Consider the following 17,193-nt stretch of genomic DNA (forward strand, 5'->3'; position numbering starts at 1 on the left):
CGAAAGATCCTTCCTGTGTCTGATTGGTGGTCTCGGATTGCCCGCGGTGCTCAGGCTGTCGAGTTCATCCAGTTCTTGGTGAACGTCTCGCCCAGCATCCGGGTGTAGACGTCGAGGTCGAGCGCCGCGATCAGGTGCCTGACGCGCTCGGCCGGCAACGTATGCAGGTCGTCGTTCACGACGACCGTCGACCACGCTGGGTCGATGCCGTTGATCCGGCGGATCACGACATCCTGATCGTCGGGCAGCACGGTGAGCCCGTCGGAGGTGCTGGCCTCGGCACGGGAGGTCGCCCAGCCGTGATGCCGCAAGATCCTGAGCGCGACCGGGTCCCGCCGGACACCGGCGATTCCACTGTCGCGACGTTTGCTCTGGCTGGCGGCGGTGACCTTCCACGCGCCGGCGTTGTGGAGACTGACGGCCCCGGGAGTGCCGTCGTGGACGATGAAAACCCGGTTGACCATCTGCAGTGGTCGCGGGTCGGTCAGGTCCACGTCGCTAGCGTCGTCCTCGCCAAGGTCGGTGGTCAGCGGATCCGCGGCGAACGGGTAGGTGATCGACCCCCGGGACGCCGCGAGGACGTTCTGGAAGAACAGCAGAGTTGCGACCGGGTCGTCAGGGCGGATCGCCTCCTGGATCATCTTGCGGCCCAGCGCGGGATCAAACGGCTCCGCGAGCGCTGCCTCTCCCCTGCTCGCCACGGTCTGCAGGTACCGTGCCAGGGCGAAGTCGAGCACCGCCGGGTGTGCGAGCGACTTGGTCGGGGTCGGGCCCGCGTAGCAGGCCAGCGTGCCGCCGGAGGCGGTGAGGATGGCGCTGTCCGCGACCGTCCGGCCCGCGGCGGGCGCGGACAGTTCGAGTCGATTGTTAGAGTCCTTGCTGATCAGGAACATCAGCTCCGGCTCGATGTCCACGCCGATGACCGCCTGCTGCTCGGCCAGCACGCGGTTGTTGGTCGCCTCGTCGAAGCCGCTCTCGCCGCCGACGATCGAGTAGAGGCCGTCGGTGTTCGTCGACGGAATGCGCGCACCGGCCAGTGTCTGTGCCTGCCCGATCCGCCAGGTGAACAGCTGGCCGAGGATGCGCATCGAGATGATGCGGTTGTTCATCCGGATCGGTGTCCTGTGGGCGGCGTCGCCGGCGCCCGAGGCCGAGTTGAGGATCAGCTTGGTGCCGTTGCGCAGGGTGGCCAGCCGCGTCTTCTCCTCAGCGGAGATTCCCGGCCGCGCCATCTCGCGGCTGTATCGCTCCTTGTCCGCGAAGATTCTCGCGTACCGGTCCTCGCCCAGCTCGGGGTTGTAGAACGCCCGCATGTTGCGCAGCAGCTTCGGGTAATAACTGGTGAAGTCCTCATGGACCACCAGTCCCGCACTGGTACGCGCGAACCGCGGATGCAGTCTGGTGGACTCGTCCTCCCTCCTGACGAACAGAGCCGGTGCCTTCTTGGCGGGCTCGACTCGGTAGGCGGCCTTGGCCGCCGTCGTGTTGGCCAGAACCACCTTTCCGTCCACGACGGTGCCATCGGGCAGGGTCACATGCAGAGCCTCGGTGTCGCTCCGCTGTGTCGCGAGCAGCATGGCGGGGTCGGGCGTCTGCGCGTGGCAGCGAGCGAGCTGCTCGGCCTGGACGGGGTCCCCGTGCTTGGGCTTGCGGTACTTCACCTTCGCGGGGTCCGACCCGAGCAGGACGAGGCGCTTGTCGACGACGGTGCCGTCGGGCAGCGTGAGCCGGTTGTGCTGCTCTTTGGCCTCAGCGACGAAGTCCCTGGCGTCGGGGTAGTGCATCCGGGCTCGCCGGAGCAATGTGTCGTGCTCAAGGTGCTCGATCTGGTCGGCGGTGTATACCGCCAGGTCCGCCTCGGCCCCGTGGATACCTCCGGTCGAGAACGTCGCGAAGCACGACGAGGGTGTGGCGTCGGCCCGGAAGTACGGCACGTTGTTCGGGGCTTTGGGGATGTCGCGCACGGATCGGGCGGGCAGGGAGAACGTGCTCCGGTACTCCGCCGAGTCGTTGAAGTTCTGGCCTTCGATCGCACGGTAGTACTCGACGACCCGCATGAACTGCCGGTGGGCGTCGGCTTGTGCCGGCGTGACGGCCGGGACCGTGGCGGGGTCGGGTGCGACGTTCTCCTCGAAGAAGCGCACGCATTCGTCGAGCACGTTCGTCACCGGGACACCGTGCTCGCGTGCGACCTCGGGGTGGGGGTAGCGGAACGAGACCGTCTCGATGTCGTCCAACGCCTCGTACGGCGCGAGAATCCGTCCCACGAACTTGGCCGAGGATGAGTCGATGGTCAGGCGATCTCGCCGTACCGCTCCGGTCCGGTGGAACACGGTCTCGGGATACTGCGCGAGCAGTCCCGCCTTGAGGTCGAAGCTGTTCGCGTACGCCGGGTGCCGGAACAGCTGGGCCAGGCCGACGCAGTCCGAGACGTTGTAGGCCAGTAGCTCGTAGAGCTGTTCGACGCCGGTGATCGAGGTGTCATGACTGAGCTTCTCGGATTCTTTGATTTGATGGCCGAGCATCCCGAGCAGGCGCTTGAGACTGACCTTGACCTGCAGTTCGTTGAGCCGCGCCACGTCGAGGTGCCGGCCGGACTGCAGCATGGCGCGCCGGATCCTCGCAGCCGGGCCGTCCCAGCCGAGGTAGCCGGGCATGTACTCGAGATGCCCGGTGAACAACCGGTCGTTGTGGTCGCGGAGCGTCCGCGCTGTGGTCGGCTGAAAGAGCTCAGCGCCGGCGGGGTTCGGGAAGGCCTCGTTGAGGTACAGGGCCAGCATCGTCGTGTCGTAGTTCAGCGAGTTGTAGCCGGCGAGGAACGGGTGCGTCGTCGGGTCGTAGCCGGGATCGGTATCGCAGACCGGGCGCAGGCTCTCTGGATAGTCCGAGTTCTCGCCGCGATCGTTGACCTGGTCGGCGTTGGAGAGCCCGACGAGCGCGGCCAGCCGGAGATTGCTGTTCTCGTGCCGCAGATCCAGAAACCGCACCTGCGTTCGCGGGAAGGCGGCGAGGCCGGGGTTGCTGGCGAAGATGGCGCGGCCGAGCACCTGCGGGTCGACATCGTCGGCGATGGTGGTGCTCTCCGGCGCGTCGTCGACGAGATAGAACACCTCGAGGTCCGCTGAGCCATCAGGGTAAGGCGTGTAGGCGCACAGGCTGAAGGCGTTCGCGAGAGATTCGATGTCGTAGAAGGTGAACAGTCCGTCGGCGGCGGTGACAGAGGTGCGCTGCGGGGTCATCGTGCTGAGTCTCTTTCGTCGAGTCCGTGCTCACGGCCGCGAGGTGTCTGGTTCTGGGGCGCGCCACGGCCAGGTGGGGCCGGGTATGGCGCGCCACTGCGGCGCGTCCATCCGCCGGGCGGCTTCCGCGGTCAGCCATGCCCTTTCTCCGCGATCGGTGGCGACCCGTGATCGGGTAAGGAGATTGGTGACCCGCTGTTCTCGGGCGAGGTCGGCCAGCGCGGTACGTACTTGCCCCTGCTGCCGCGCGAGTTCGAGGACGGCCTGGGTGAGGGCGGCGAGTGCCTGGGAGGTCTTGGACACGTGGCTCAGTCCTGTTCGTCGTCTGGGGTGTCGGCGTCGCTCGGGGCGACCGTGTACCTGAGAAGTCCGCGGTAGTTGGCTTGCAGAAGGGGCTGGGACCGCTTGTCCGATTCCGTGCCGCTGTAGTGCGGGTTCATCCATTTCCTCAGCTCGTACTCGGCGATCAGGGTTTCGGGTTTACTCAGCATCTGGCCGGGCCGGATCTTGCGGTTCTTGTCGGGGCAGTGCCACAGAGGGTCGGCCTGGACGATCGCCACGAGATCGGTGATGAACTGCTTATGGCTCACCGGCGAGCCCGATGGCGAGACATCGGCGAACCAGGATTTATACAGGTCGTAGAGGAATGTGAACGGCGCCAGGTCCCAGACCAGCCGTTCCCGGAACTCTTCCCAGAACGCGCGCACGGGGTCGTTGGCTTCCTTGTACTCGGCCATGACCTCTTTGGTCGCCACAGGTTCAGAGAGCTGGTAGTAGTGGCCCGGGTCGGCCGCCCCCGCCCGGTTGAGCACGTACCACAAGGCGTATTCGAGGACGTCCTGTCGCTGGAGATAGTCGTCCTTGATGTACTTGCGTTCCCTGCCGGTGTAGCTCTTGGTGAAGGGGACGAACAGCTGCCTGCGGTAGAACGACTCGGACTTGTCCTTCACGCGGGGAAACCCGTTGAGGCATTGGACCATGAACCCGAAGAACTGGTAGGCGATCGGCATCCGGTACTTGCGGTTGATCTGGATGACGTCGTTGGTGACGATCGCCTTCAGGTTCGCGGCCCGGTCGATGAACGTGCCTACGTCGTTCTCGTCAACAATGATGGCAGTGGCGCGCACCAGTGGCTCGAGCGCGAAGTCTTTGCCGAAGTCCGAGAGCGGGATGGAAGTGTGCGCCCGGGGACCGCACAGATTGCGCATCAGCGAGCACAGGGTGCCTTTGCCGTTGTTGCCCTCCTCGGAATAGAACCAGGCGGTCTTGCCCCAGGGGACGTGTGGCCGGATGATCGCGCCGATGATCTCCCAGAGAAGCTCGGGGATGCCGTCGTCGTCGGACAGTTCGCGGACCCAGGACTCGATGTTCCACACCGTGCCGTCGACCGGGTGGGTGATGACCGGGTTGTCGGGTGCGTCGACGTAGTCGATGTGGCATTTGGCGAGGAAGACCAGTGCCGGGTGGAAGGGAACCAGCGATTTCGGTTCCAAGTGGAAGGTCGTGCCGCCCACGGTGATCTCCCGCGCCTCGCGGCCGTAGTGGAACACGCCATTGTTCACCGCGATGAGATCCCGGTGGCGGCATTGGTGGGTCCGGGGCGAGTCCTCGCGCAGGACCGCGAGGACCTCGGCGAACTCCTTGAGCGTCAGCTGCGTGTTGTACCTGCGCGCGGCGGTGCGAATGTCATCCTCACTGGTCGTATAGGTTCCGCGGGAGCGTCCAGTGGCCTGGTACATCGCCAGCAGGTCGTACTCGCGATCGGTGTCCTTCGTGCTGGGCGCGATGCGGATGACGTGGTGCAGACGCAGGAGGATCTGCGAGACCTGCCAGTAGGTCAGGCACCGCAGCAGAGGCAGCTTCTCCGCGGCGGTACGTGCCTTGTTCTGGATTGTGCAGACGCTGTTGACGATCGCCAGCAACTCCTTCTCGAGGACTCTCGGTGGCGGCGCGTCGGCCGGGTCGATGACGTCGAGGTAGGCCGCCGTGCAGTGGGTGATGATCTCGTTCTGCGGAGCGGCGCCGCCGCTGCCGGAGAAATGCGCCATGACCCGAGTGGCGGCGTCGGCCGCGGGGTTGATCGGCGTGGCGCCAACGTCGTCGTCGCCGGGTGCTGGTGCGGGAGACACAGAGGTGGTCATGCAGCGGTCTTCTCCATCGCTTCACGACCCGACCGGCAGTGCGCGGGACGCCGTTCGGTCTCGTAATCGAATAGGAACGCGTTCCCGACTCTATGTCATTCGACTCGTCTTTCGCAACGAGTCGATAGCCCTATCGATAAGAGGGTTTCGGGGCCACCGCAGCCCTGCGACGTCGGGCGCGGCCGCCTGCGAACACGTGATCACGCGAGGCCCTCCCGGTACACGAGTGCCACGAGCTCGGCTCGCCCGCACACCCGCGGGCGGCGTGAGCCGCCCCGCCCTGGTCAGGGATCGGGGAGTTCGGCTGACCGGTGCCCCTGAATCCCGAGGTCGCGAGCACACGAATCCGCCGCGGGCCAGTACCCCCTGGGGGTACGGCTATGGTGTACCACGAGACGTGGTACACGGGTTCGCCATGGTCAGAGCGAGATTCTCCGAGCGATGCGGGGCACCTGTACCACGTGGGGATACGTACGTGGTACACCTGTTCGCGCTGGTCGGCGCGGGTTTCGATACCCCCCGGACCACGTGTACCACCTTTTCATAACTAAATACACACGCGAGGACGAGAGACGGGGATGGCGGAGCCGAGCTCGTTCACTCGCTCGCGCGCGCATGTAAACAGTCGCGAAAAGGTGGTACTCGTGGTACATCGCCGCGAAATGCTGGATTATCAGCACAATCGGTGTACCACGTCAGGGTAGCGACGTGGTACAGGAGCTTATGCCGACATAGTGGAATACAGGCGTTGTCCCAGGCCAGAGCACGTATTCATGCTGTACCACGACACGTGGTACAGCAGAACAGGTCAGCCTCCCCTCCCCCTTCCTGGACGACCGGGGCGCCGCGATCGGGAAGCCCGCCGTGCGATAGTGGTGACAACCAGGTCTATTACGGGGCTGTTCTGGGGCACGACTCGGGCGTGCCGTTGCTCTGCGGGCTCTGATGAGCCCTTCGGAAGCCCTGTTGAGCGACGAAGTCCGCGCCGTACAGAGGCAGTCGGCGCCACCACGCGCAAGGGGTCCTTATTGCGCGCGCGTGGCCTTTGCCGTTTCTTGCATACCCTCCGCACTGACTGATATGCTGACGTCCGGCAAATAAACAGCGGTCATCTCACCAGACAAACGCGTCGCAAAAAAACGAGGCCGACGAGTTTTCCTGCGGGAAGGGATACTCGTCGGCCTCGTTCTTATGGTGGTACGACGGTCACATGCCGGCAACCACGCTCAGGTTTCGCGCGAATCGCGCCTCGGCAGCCGCGCGGCCGCGGTGGCGAGCCCACATCGGTGCTTCGACAGCGTAAAGGATCTCGTAGGTCACCACCGTGTTGCCGTTGCAGGGTGTGGTCCCCTGGATCTCTTTCCGCACGATCTCGCGGTATCCGGCCACGTCCTCCGCGCGTTCGAGGAAGCGTTCCAGTTGGACGTTCGCACGTTGGTGTGCCTGGGCGGCGGTGAGGCCGCTGGCCGTCATGACATGGACGTGGACACGACCTCGATCGAAAGTGGGGCACCCACCCGTGTCGAGATCGAAACTGATCTTCGCGTGGCCGATCGCGAGCCGATCCGGCTGGATGAGCCGGCCCCGCGCGTCGTAGGTACAGCTGCTGACGATTGCCATGATGGGTTCCTCTCCTTTCTTCACGAGTACCAGTGAACCACTCCTTTCAGCCACCCCCGGTGACCGGATCAGCCCGGTCACCCCAGGGCAATGATGTCCCGACCTAGGTCCGACATCGACCACTGTGCGGCGAGCACAGTGGTCGATGAGCGCGGGAGAGTTGTACTGCTCAGCTCTCCTGTGTCTCTGTCGTGCGCTCCGCCTTGCCCCGCCGGGGTTCCACGATGCTGGCCTCGAGTGTCGGCGTACTGCTGATTTTCCACATGAGCGGCAGCGCGCCGCCGGCGAGAACAGCTGTCAGCAGCAACGCCGAGACGGGGTTGCTCAACCCTGCCAACACCGGAGCGGGCACCACGATGGCCGCAAGGTTGAAACCCAGGTGCACGACCACGCAGGGCCAGAGGTGGCGTGTGCGCTCGTAGACTAGGGTCAGCACCACCGCGATAGGCAACGCGGACGCGAACTGCACGATGTTGCCATGCAGGATGCCGAACACCCCGGCGGTGAACAGGACCGCGGCCCCAACACCCACCCGCGTGCGCGCCAACGGATACAGAAGCCCCCGGAAGAGGATCTCCTCCGCCACCGGCGCGGCCACCAGCGTGAGCACCAGTGCCGCGGTCGCACCAGCATGCTCCCGTGCTCGCACGGACGTGTCGAAGCCAGTCGACCCCACCGCACCATAGAGCCACAACGCCACCGACTGACCAGCGAGAAACGCGAGAACGGCGCACCCCGCGGCGGTCCAGGCCCAGACCGGGGTGTCTCCCGCCGGCCGCGATCTCGGTGCGTAGGTGATCCACTCTGGTCGGGCACGCCGCACAACACCGACGAGCACGACCACGAGCAGATCGGCCACGATCGTCCCGAGGATCGGCTCTCCGACAATCGACACCACCGCGACACCGAGACCGAGATACGCCGCGGCGACAACCAGTGCGACAGCGAGGCACCACCCGGCATCACGCAGGCGGCCGTCGATTCCTGGAGCGGCCATGGCCACCTTCCCGAGATGTCAGAGAGGGGACGGGATCTGCTCGGCGATGACGGCTTGGACGCGGGTATCCCCGCGGAACGTGTTCAGCTGCAGCCTCGCCGTGAAGCGCAACGTGCCCACCTCCGTCCGGCTCGCCCTCGTCACGACATCGCGAAGCGCGGCGTGCTTGTCCTCGGCCGCGTTCCACCACAGGCACGACAGACCCGCTCGGGTCACCAGCCGCAAATGCTGCTTCTCCGAACCGATCCGGTCGATGCGCAACCCGAGCGGCTCCACCGCGATCTGCACGACCGGCTCGGTGAAACCGTGGCCGAACGGTGTGAGCAACTCGGTCCGGCGGACGAATTCGACCAGCGGACGCAGATCATCGAGCCCGGCGTCACAGTCACTGTCCGGCCCCAGCACGAGGTCGCCCTGGATGTCATCCTCGTCGGAATCGAGCAGCGCCACGCGTGTCGCCTCGGCCAGGACCTCGGCGAGCGAGTCGACCAGGGTGGCACGTTCGACCTTCACACCGCACGCCTGCCGGTGCCCGACGGCCCGCAGCCCCTCGTGCGGGTCGAGGCAGCCGATGATGTCGAACCAACCCGGTGCCCGGCCCGAGCCACTGACGATGTCATCGTCGTCCGCGGGCCGGTTGACGACGACCACCGGGTGGCCGGTCCGCTGCATCATCTGGCTGGCCAATAGCCCGTACATCCCCGCCGGGGCGTCGGAGAAGTAGACCCACGGGGCCAGTGGCTGGTCGTTCCCGGTCAGAGCCGCGAGGTGCTCGGTCGTCATCCGCTTGCGATAGTCGTTGCCCCGGATGACCTCGTGTGCGCTCGCGAGCATCGCGTCGGTGTCGTCCGCGGTGAACGTGGCGAAACAGGGCTGCAGCGGAGTCTCGATCCGGCGGGGACTGTTCATCGCGGGCGCCAGATAGAAGCCGTAGAAGCCCTCGTTGATGTCGTCGCGTCCGCGGATCTTGCCGGTCTCGGTGAATGCCTTCAGCAGGAGTGCGAAACCCTGGAACGCGCGGAGGAAGACCGGGTGGTGTGGGTCCATGCGCAGCACCTTCATCAACGTCGCCTCCTCGATGTCGATGAGATGCGGCGCGGGATCTCCGTGCGGACCGTTGGGCGCGGGAGGCGCGACCCACAGCAGGCGGGCGATCGACAACGAATCACGGATTAGCTGCCGGTTCTCGAAGAGCACCGGCATGACGTCGGACACGGTGCCGAGGCCGGCGAACAGCCTTAGGAGACGGATCTCCCAGAGCTTGCCTGGCTGGTGGACCCGCGTGTACGCCTCGATCACCTGGTACAGCACGTGTGCGCCGCAGATTCCCGGGTGAGCGTAGGTCTCGTCCATCCGGCACGGATCGACGGTGATGTCGGCGGTGGAGCCGGGCGGCAGTTCCGTGTGGTGGTCGGTCACCAGGGTCATCCACCCCAGGGCCCGTGCCGCCGCGATGCCGTGGTGGGAGTTCACTCCCCCGTCGCAGGTGAGCAGGGCACGGGTGTCCGGCCACCGGGCGTTGATCTCGGCGATGTCCTCGGGCGTCAGATCGTGACCGCGCCGGTAGTCGGGCACATGCAGCTCGACGTCGAACCCCAGTTCGGACAGTCCGGCGTACCCGAGCACTCCCGAGGAGATGCCGTCCACGTCGAAGTCAGGGGCGATCGTGATCTTCTTTCCCGCGGCGCGAGCGTCCTCGAGCGCGTCGACCATCTCGGCCAGGCTCAGCAGCTCGTCGTGCTCCGTGGACTCAATCTCCCGGAGGTACTCCTCAGTCCAGCCACGGCGCTGGCACATCAGGGCGAACAGATCGACGTCCTTGTCCACGAGTGGACGGTCATCGACGGTCTGCAGGGTGGTCATGACGGGGGCCTCTCGATCAGGAGCGACAGTCGTGGTTCGGCACGCAGCGCGGGGGTAGCGTTCGACACTGCGATTTCAGCAGTGCGGCCGACGCTTCATGCTCTCACAGCAGCACCGGAGCGGCTATCGACTGCTTTTCCCCACGATCTATCGATACACCACTCCAAACGGCCTCTTGATCAGCATTCGAGTGGGCTATCCTCCGACTCATGGCCAAGGAAGTCATCTATAAGTACACGTCAGACATCAGCGGCAAGCCCGATGCTGGCACGGTGACCTTCGGGTTCGAGGACACCTGGTACGAGATCGAGCTCACGGCTGACGAGAAGCAGCAGTTCAAGCGGCGACTCAAGACGTACCTGGAGCACGCGCGAGAAGCTTCCGAGGGACGTGTGGCGCCGGATGCTGAGCCAAGTGCCGGCGACAGCAAAGTTTCCGAGCCCGGCACGTCGTCCACGACCAAGACCCCGGTCGGCGCCGCCAAACGAAAGGTGTCAGCGTCCAGCGGAACGACCACGGTCGTGGTCAGCGCCACCGATGGAAAGGTTCCGGAGCCTACCGAGACGACCGACGTCGTGCCCGACACAACGCCCGACGAGCGTGCGGAGATCCGCGACTGGGCCGACGAGGAGGGCTATGACGTCGCGCCGTGGGGCCGGATTCCCCTGGACGTCGTCGATGCCTACGACAAAGCACACGGCATCGACAGAACGTACCTCCTCAAGAAACGAAAGGCGCCGACGAAGCAGGTCGTGCCCGACATGACCGTCGAGGAGCGTGAGAAGATCCGCGAGTGGGCCGTCAAGCGTGGCTACGAGGTCAAGCGGAAGGGGCGTCTTTCCAAGACAGTCGTGGCCGCCTATGACAAGGCACATAACATCAACCGAAACGCGTAGTTGACTGGCTTCCGCTTACTTGTCGCTACGCTGCTTCCACCTGCCCACGAACATGTTCGTACCCAGGCCGCTCAGGATCGACGGTCCGGCAGTGCGCTTGCTGCAGGACTCTCCGCGCTTCCTAGGCTTGCGACAGTGGCGGCTGGATGACGTCAACGACGTCGAGTCCTGCCTCGATGGCCCGCTCGCGGCAGTCGATCGTGCCGTGGGAGAAGTGGCCGGGGACCTTCGGCATGAGCTGCTGATCGTCGCGTCGCCGGCAGCCCGGCTTGCTACACAGATCGAGGAACGCCGTGCACGCCACTCGAGCGTGGGCGTCGCGGAGCCGGGTAGCGATCTCGACCATCACCTGATTTCGGCGGAATCCCGCCGCCTTGCCGTGTGTTGGCCAGTCCGCGGGGAAGGGCATCGTCGTGAAGCCCGCCGCGCGCCACAGCCGCTCGCCCATGGCGTCCGCGCCGTCCGGACAGGCGCCGAAGAGCAGCATGGGGCTGGTGACCTGTCCCGGTGTCCACTCTCGCCACAGGTCGTTGAACGCCCGGCGCATGGCGGGTTCGTCCTCCCAGGTACGCGACCCGGTGATGAGGACGACGTGCGAGTACACCGCGACACCCTGTGCCCATGCCTCGGCGTATCGCTTCAGCACATCGCCGTGACAGGGCCTGGGAGCACAGAAACACCCGAGCCTCTTCCCGTACAGCTCGGGGAGACGGGCCATCAGTTTCGGGCTCCTCAGCAGGTATCGCTCATACTGCTCGATGACTCGAGCCCGGTCCGCGTCGGTGTGATGCTGGGGCAGGCGGTACGGGTTGCCCCAGACCGAGCCTCGGCCGATGTACAGGTCGAAGGCATCGGTGCGCTTGTTCACCACATGGATTGCAGTCGTCATCGGGACCCTTTCGAATGCTGCCGAATCGCATCTCGACGAAGGAGCCGGTAGGCATCCGGCCTTCCCCCGCTTGCGATCCACCCGGGCGCGTCTAGCGCCGTACCCTGAACCGACCCAGGAGGACCTCCCCGCCGGTCGCCTACCGCTGATCCCGACGCGAAAGTTCCTCAGGGACCGGTCAGCTGTTCACGTCCATCGTCGATCACGCCGTTGCGCGACACCGCGACAAGCGGATCGTGGTGGCCGGGGTCGCCGTCGACGGTCGGGGCCTTCTCGCACTCCTCGTGAGCTCCATGCAGCGTCCGCACAAGCCACCTGTCAGCCCAGTGGGAACGGCTGAGTGGCGTGCCGCAGTGGCGGCACACCGCACGCCATTTGAAAGGATGCACTTGCTCCACTATCATCCTGCCCGCCGCAGTCAGCTCAAGAACACGGTAGCCGTGCGGATCGCCGCGGAGCGGATCGGCACTGTCCCTCACCAAACCGAGAGACTTCACCGCATCCACTGGCTCGTCAACGTTCTCGCCGCGCAGCACGTAGCCTCCGGCCCCGCCCCGCACACGAGTGTTCGCGACCGCACCCAGCACCCGATCGAGCGCCATGGCTTCCACGTCGATGGGCAGATCCCCGAGCGCGTCTTCCCAGTCGTATGCCGCGGTGCTCGAGCCGCTCTCGTCGCTGTCCCTGTTCGTGAGCACACCGTCGTTTGGTACAACCCGATGTGACTGCGACGTGACCTCGTTGTCGCCGACGTCGGCGCCTGCGTCACTCGGCGTCCTAGAAACGCCGAACCGGGCGTGGATCGACCGCTCGTCGTCCCCGTCAGTTCCGATCGTATCGTCGCGCAGATTCACCACCAGCACGGTGTGACGACCTTGCGCGCCGCCGAACTCGTCGGTGAACAGCTCCTCGACCGGGGACCCGAAAGCAACATCGTCTCCGATTTGCCCGTCAGCGAACACCACATCGCCGAACCGGGTGAAGAAGAACCCGTTCGGCTCCTCGGCTGTCCTGAACACCGCGCCGACAGGCGGCACGTCGCGGTACGGATAATCCTCCGCCAGCACTTGCCGGATCTCCAACAGGATCCGCCCGTGCCGCACCGCTGACTCCGCTGCGCGCAGAGCCTCCGCCAGGCGTTCGCGGTGCTTATCACTCAGCGCACTCACTGACTTGACGGCTGACTTATCGTCGGCCAGATCAATCGCTCCTGGCTGTTTCTCTTCTGCCTTGTGCGGGCTATCCGGATGTACCGACATGCGATGTCTCCTTTGCGGAAAATGGGCACTGGGGTGCGGCTCAGACGCTCACGCAATGTCAGGGGCGTGAGTGGACGGACACCGATCTGTTGGCGTTGCGGTTGATCAGTCATCACGCAGGTCAACGCGGATCGTGGGATTTCCGCGGCGGCGTCCGCACGGACCGGCACTGACCCGATCACTCCTGTCCAGGTCAGTGCCGCATGGTCGCATCGACGACGACGCCACGACAGCGGATGCCCCGTCTCCGGTGAGATCAGCCGTCCATGTCGGGGTAGACCACGCCGTCCGGTTCGAACAGCGCTTCCGCCTGTCGGCGTTCCTCGGCCGACAGGTCACCGCGTACGTAACTTCTGACCTCATCCCACTGTTCGTCGGCAGACGTCACGGATTCGACGAGTCCCTCTTCGTCGAAGTCAATCTCGAGGTGGTGCGCGCCGTCGCGACGGAGAATCGCGTCCAGCGCGGCTGTCTGCTTTGGGCCATGGGGCTCGGTGTTCATGGTGATGTGCTCCTCGTTGAATTCCCTGGCAGGCCGAGGCTGATAGAACTCAGCACTCATCAGCAGCAGTGCCGCGCCACTGGTCGACAGCGCTGCACGCCAGCTCGACCCGTGGCGGTCCGAATCCTGGCACCGTCGACAGCTCGGATCCGTCCGGCTTTATCCGGTGCGCGTCTACCAGCTCGCCGAGCTGCTCGACGGTTGTGACACCGTGCCGCCGGAGCGGCACGATCTGGTGGTGAGTCAGCCCTCCTTCGCCGCTCAGTTCTCGAAGGGGAGTTCCGTTCACGTTGTTCATGGCTTCCTGTTCTTGGTCTCTTGTAGAGGGTCGTGCTGTGGTTCGGATCCGGCCCTCGCCGGCCCGAGGTCGTATCGCGGCCGATCTCGTGGAAGCACAGCACTACTGCAGGGCCGCGGCCAGACGTCGTCGGCATCCCCTGCCGACCTTTCTTCGCTCCCGTGCCAGCTCCGCTGGCAGCGCTCCATCCTCAAGCGAAGCGCCGGGGGCATGCCGAGGGAGCGTCAGCGACCGACAGTCCAGTGAGCGCAGCGAGCGGAGGCTGGAACCCGTCGGCTATGCCGACGAACAGCATCTCGCAGCGTAGCGGAGAGGCCGAGCGGAGCGAGGGAATCCAGGGCCGCTGTTGCCAGGTTCCCTTATGCCCTTTGGGCCATCTCAACGTCGTCGCTTCGTTCCGCGGCTGGAGCGTCGGCGAAAGCCTGGAACATCAGGGAAAACGCCACTGACACCCCGGACCCGTACACCCCGCACTTCTCCGCGTAGCGGGTGTACGGGTCGAGGCGTTTTCCCTGGATATCACGCCTTCTGGGTGTACGGCCTTCTCGTCGTCCGTGGCACCGGCGAACGGGTGCGGTTCTGGCATCCCCGCGAGGGACGAGTGGGCACCCGTACGGGCTGCGTCAGATGCCCGCGGCGACGGGCACGGGTCAATCGTCGGCGCTTCGAGCGCAGGCTGCCGCGGGCATGTCTCGTGGTCGCCTGCACGCGGATCGGTCGTCTCCAGGGTTGTGCCTGGCGGGCCTGTATCGGCTCTGGTCGGTTCGTCTTGTCGCGCATCCCCATCGGCCAGCGCTGTCTCGCGAACGCGTCAGTGACCGACCTGGTTGACTCACGTCCAGTCGATGTGGGGTCGCACCGATATCGCTCCCCCAGCGTCGCCGACCCGCCGTGGGGGTCCTCCAGGCGGACGTTCCCACCGAGCCCGCCTGGTCCCCACTCCCCTCCCATCGGGGCCAGGCGACCTCGGTGGGAACGGGAGGACTCGCCCGATCGCTCCATGCGGGCGGCCACCGGGCCGTTCCGCTCCTTGTCCTTCGCTCTCTGTGCGCGCCCACGGCGGGTCGGCGACGTCCCCTGCCACTGCTGCGGCACCGGTGCCGAGACAGGCGCGTGTCTCCAGTCCGCTGGAGCATGGACCATGCCTGGTCTTCTCAAGGTTCTCGGCAACCCTCGGCGAAGCTATGGCCTGATCATGGTCTCGTCTAAGCGCAGTCGCGGCCTGATAGTGGGCTGCTGTCATACCGGATCGAGACCATGGACTGACTCGGGGCTTGTTCGCGGACAGAAAAGGGCATCGTTCGGGGCCTGCGTAAGACCAGAGAGCGCCCATTTTCAGTGTCCACAGGGGACTCCCCGGTGCCGGCGGTGGCAGTGATGGGACCGGTGTTGGTCCCGCCCGATACGGCTAGGATGTGGACCTTCTTCGCCCGTGGCCTCATCGTGGGCCCCCTCGGCCATTGCATAGACCCGAGTTGGACCATACGATATGAGTCGATAAGTCAGTCGATAACCGAGTCGATAAGAGGCCGCCGGGAGCACTGGCCAGGCGAGAGGGGTGTGTTCGTGATGACCGAGGGCTTCGCTGCCCCTGAAACCGATCGAGGAGGTGTGTGCGATGCCTGAACCGCGGCGCCTGCGTTGGAGTGTCCCTGTTGAGGATGTCTCGACCAACCAGTGGCTGGACGTTCAGCACAGCATCTCGCGCTCACTGCAGCTGCTCGTCCGCGAGTCCATCGAGCGCGACGGGATCATCGATGTCGTCAACCGGCCCGTCCAACAACGTCCCCGGCGTGGCGGTCCTCCGCCCGGCGCCGCTGACCGCGACGGCGCACTGTCGTCTGTGGAGCCCACTGACTATTCGACTGGCGCCACCGGGGGCGATCAGTTCCTCGAGGCTCAGCCTTCGGGCACCGCCCACGACGCGGCGATCACGCGCGGCGCCCGCGCCGGGGTACCGGCATCCGCCGACCAGGACAGGGACCCCGGGACGTCCACCGGACAGCCATCAGCGACCCGGCCGGCCGGTCCTGATGTCAGGACAAGCATCGCCGCGATGCTGGACATGAGGTGACGTCCTGTTTCCAGGCATCAACGACCACCCACGCGACAACGAGATCGAGGGATCAACACCAGCCATGAGCACCAGGACCATGCATCTCACCGGCGGCATCGACGTCGGCAACGGTTACGTGAAAGGCGTCATCCGCAACGCCGAGATCGAGCTATTCGACAAGATCGACTTGCCCAGCGCGGTGGCTTCGACCTCGCGCACCAGCCCGAAAGTCCCCATCCCCGACGCCGACGCCGCCGCTGTCCTCAGCGTGACCGACACCGACGGCGACTTCTACAACAACCTCCACTGCACGCTCACCACTCCCCTGGTCGCCGCAAGCGACCGCCGTATCTTCGGCCGTGCGGCGCTCCACGTCCGTGCCTCGAAATTCACCGAATTCGAGGTTCTCGGCCAGCACTCGAAAGTCGACCAGGAACTGACCAAAGTGCTCATCCTGGGCATCTTCGCCGCGAAGGCCCTGCGCGACCACGTCACCACGCACGGCACGCTGCCCACCGAAGAACTGCGCGTCAGGGTACGCGCGGGACTGGCGCTGCCGATCCGGGAATTCGTGGCGCGGCGGCACGCCTACGCCGCGGAGTTCACCGGTACCCCTGGGTCGGCGGACCCGGTGGTGCATCTGGTGACCATCAAGAACTTCTCGACGCCGGTGTCGGTGCGCCTGGAGTTCGTCGATGTCCGGGTCATCGCCGAGGGCGCCTCCGCGCAGTTCGCGATCAGCGACAAGGGCGAGCCACTGGCGGAGCTCCTGCTGGCTGATCTGCGGCAGCGTGAGCCGGGCGCCCTCGAGAACATCACCGCCGCGGACCTGGTGGCCGCACGGAACACCATCGGCGTCGACGTCGGCGAGGGCACGGTGAACTTCCCGGTCTTCACCGACACCCAGTTCAATTCCGAGGCCGCGGCGACCCTCGACGAGGGATACGGCACGGTGCTGCTGAACGCCATGGAGCGCATGAACGACGCCGACAAGAACCTGAGGTTCGCCAGCCGTAAGCAGCTCGCCGACTTCCTCCAGCACGAACCGTCACCGATGCAGCAGAACCGTCACAAGAACGCCGGCGGCTACGTTTTCGACGAGGCACGATACCTGGTCGCCTCGATCGTCTCGGCTTTCGGCGACGTTCTCTCGCAGGCGGGCGCGACGACCGAGGCGGTGTACGTCTACGGCGGCGGCTCCGGCCCGATCAAGGAGCTTTTGTACCCGGCCCTGCTCACCGCCGCGGGAGACATCCCGGTGCTCTACCTGGACGCGAGCTACTCGCGGCATCTCAACAGGGAGGGGCTCTACCTGGCCGCGCGGACCGCCGAGGTCGCCGCCGGTGACGCGGTGGAGACCGAACCGGGCGAACAGCCGTCGAAGACCGGCAAGACCCAGCGGGTGGCGGTGTGAACGCCTGATGATCACTGTT

At 65.6% G+C, this 17,193-nt stretch carries 13 protein-coding genes; 3 read left to right on the forward strand and 10 right to left on the reverse strand.

Annotated elements, in window-relative coordinates:
• Positions 1 to 50: 50 nt before the first annotated feature.
• The 6 genes from HUW46_RS46375 to HUW46_RS46400 all read right to left on the reverse strand — a co-directional run bounded on the left by HUW46_RS46375 (position 51) and on the right by HUW46_RS46400 (position 9,860).
• Positions 51 to 3,239 (reverse strand): hypothetical protein, encoded by a 3,189-nt coding sequence (locus tag HUW46_RS46375; protein WP_215544965.1) that lies wholly within the window; start codon positions 3,237 to 3,239, stop codon positions 51 to 53.
• Positions 3,240 to 3,269: 30 nt separating this feature from the next.
• Positions 3,270 to 3,542 (reverse strand): hypothetical protein, encoded by a 273-nt coding sequence (locus HUW46_RS46380; RefSeq protein WP_215544966.1) that lies wholly within the window; start codon positions 3,540 to 3,542, stop codon positions 3,270 to 3,272.
• A 5-nt stretch (positions 3,543 to 3,547) separates the two neighbouring features.
• Positions 3,548 to 5,380 carry a DNA primase family protein gene (locus tag HUW46_RS46385; RefSeq protein ID WP_215544967.1) on the reverse strand — a complete coding sequence of 611 codons (1,833 nt, stop codon included), beginning with the start codon at positions 5,378 to 5,380 and terminating at the stop codon, positions 3,548 to 3,550.
• Positions 5,381 to 6,586: 1,206 nt separating this feature from the next.
• Positions 6,587 to 7,000, reverse strand: a complete 414-nt coding sequence (locus HUW46_RS46390; protein ID WP_215544968.1) for a hypothetical protein — start codon at positions 6,998 to 7,000, stop codon at positions 6,587 to 6,589.
• A 169-nt stretch (positions 7,001 to 7,169) separates the two neighbouring features.
• Positions 7,170 to 7,997: a CPBP family intramembrane glutamic endopeptidase gene (locus tag HUW46_RS46395; protein ID WP_215544969.1), complete on the reverse strand. Its 828-nt coding sequence runs from the start codon at positions 7,995 to 7,997 to the stop codon at positions 7,170 to 7,172.
• A gap of 18 nt (positions 7,998 to 8,015) precedes the next feature.
• Positions 8,016 to 9,860 carry a DHH family phosphoesterase gene (locus HUW46_RS46400; RefSeq protein WP_215544970.1) on the reverse strand — a complete coding sequence of 615 codons (1,845 nt, stop codon included), beginning with the start codon at positions 9,858 to 9,860 and terminating at the stop codon, positions 8,016 to 8,018.
• Between the two features lie 209 nt (positions 9,861 to 10,069).
• On the opposite strand from HUW46_RS46400, the gene HUW46_RS46405 reads away from it, so the two are divergent.
• The gene (locus HUW46_RS46405; RefSeq protein ID WP_215544971.1) at positions 10,070 to 10,756 is read left to right on the forward strand and encodes an Lsr2 dimerization domain-containing protein; all 687 of its coding nucleotides are present in this window, start codon (positions 10,070 to 10,072) and stop codon (positions 10,754 to 10,756) included.
• 121 nt (positions 10,757 to 10,877) lie between these two features.
• Here HUW46_RS46405 and HUW46_RS46410 read toward each other — a convergent pair whose 3' ends face one another.
• The 4 genes from HUW46_RS46410 to HUW46_RS46425 form a co-directional block, all read right to left on the reverse strand.
• Positions 10,878 to 11,624 carry a DUF4326 domain-containing protein gene (locus tag HUW46_RS46410; protein WP_254125596.1) on the reverse strand — a complete coding sequence of 249 codons (747 nt, stop codon included), beginning with the start codon at positions 11,622 to 11,624 and terminating at the stop codon, positions 10,878 to 10,880.
• A 188-nt stretch (positions 11,625 to 11,812) separates the two neighbouring features.
• A complete protein-coding gene (locus tag HUW46_RS46415) occupies positions 11,813 to 12,904 on the reverse strand; it encodes a hypothetical protein (RefSeq protein WP_215544973.1) in 1,092 nt (363 codons plus the stop codon).
• A 256-nt stretch (positions 12,905 to 13,160) separates the two neighbouring features.
• The gene (locus HUW46_RS46420) at positions 13,161 to 13,466 is read right to left on the reverse strand and encodes a hypothetical protein (protein WP_215544974.1); all 306 of its coding nucleotides are present in this window, start codon (positions 13,464 to 13,466) and stop codon (positions 13,161 to 13,163) included.
• Positions 13,456 to 13,704, reverse strand: a complete 249-nt coding sequence (locus HUW46_RS46425; protein ID WP_215544975.1) for a hypothetical protein — start codon at positions 13,702 to 13,704, stop codon at positions 13,456 to 13,458. Before HUW46_RS46425 ends, HUW46_RS46420 begins: the two co-directional genes overlap by 11 nt.
• Before the next feature lie 1,618 nt (positions 13,705 to 15,322).
• On the opposite strand from HUW46_RS46425, the gene HUW46_RS46430 reads away from it, so the two are divergent.
• Both HUW46_RS46430 and HUW46_RS46435 read left to right on the forward strand, forming a co-directional pair.
• Complete coding sequence (locus HUW46_RS46430; protein WP_215544976.1) at positions 15,323 to 15,778, forward strand: hypothetical protein; 456 nt, start codon at positions 15,323 to 15,325, stop codon at positions 15,776 to 15,778.
• Between the two features lie 64 nt (positions 15,779 to 15,842).
• Positions 15,843 to 17,174, forward strand: a complete 1,332-nt coding sequence (locus tag HUW46_RS46435; protein WP_215544977.1) for a hypothetical protein — start codon at positions 15,843 to 15,845, stop codon at positions 17,172 to 17,174.
• Positions 17,175 to 17,193: the final 19 nt, after the last annotated feature.

This window comes from Amycolatopsis sp. CA-230715, from assembly GCF_018736145.1.
Classification (GTDB): domain Bacteria; phylum Actinomycetota; class Actinomycetes; order Mycobacteriales; family Pseudonocardiaceae; genus Amycolatopsis.

Coding starts and splice junctions, on each gene's coding strand:
- HUW46_RS46375 (WP_215544965.1), bottom strand. CDS start 3,239: ATGACCCCGCAGCGCACCTCTGTCACCGCCGCCGACGGACTGTTCACC.
- HUW46_RS46385 (WP_215544967.1), bottom strand. CDS start 5,380: ATGACCACCTCTGTGTCTCCCGCACCAGCACCCGGCGACGACGACGTT.
- HUW46_RS46390 (WP_215544968.1), bottom strand. CDS start 7,000: ATGGCAATCGTCAGCAGCTGTACCTACGACGCGCGGGGCCGGCTCATC.
- HUW46_RS46395 (WP_215544969.1), bottom strand. CDS start 7,997: ATGGCCGCTCCAGGAATCGACGGCCGCCTGCGTGATGCCGGGTGGTGC.
- HUW46_RS46400 (WP_215544970.1), bottom strand. CDS start 9,860: ATGACCACCCTGCAGACCGTCGATGACCGTCCACTCGTGGACAAGGAC.
- HUW46_RS46405 (WP_215544971.1), top strand. CDS start 10,070: ATGGCCAAGGAAGTCATCTATAAGTACACGTCAGACATCAGCGGCAAG.
- HUW46_RS46415 (WP_215544973.1), bottom strand. CDS start 12,904: ATGTCGGTACATCCGGATAGCCCGCACAAGGCAGAAGAGAAACAGCCA.
- HUW46_RS46420 (WP_215544974.1), bottom strand. CDS start 13,466: ATGAGTGCTGAGTTCTATCAGCCTCGGCCTGCCAGGGAATTCAACGAG.
- HUW46_RS46425 (WP_215544975.1), bottom strand. CDS start 13,704: ATGAACAACGTGAACGGAACTCCCCTTCGAGAACTGAGCGGCGAAGGA.
- HUW46_RS46430 (WP_215544976.1), top strand. CDS start 15,323: ATGCCTGAACCGCGGCGCCTGCGTTGGAGTGTCCCTGTTGAGGATGTC.
- HUW46_RS46435 (WP_215544977.1), top strand. CDS start 15,843: ATGAGCACCAGGACCATGCATCTCACCGGCGGCATCGACGTCGGCAAC.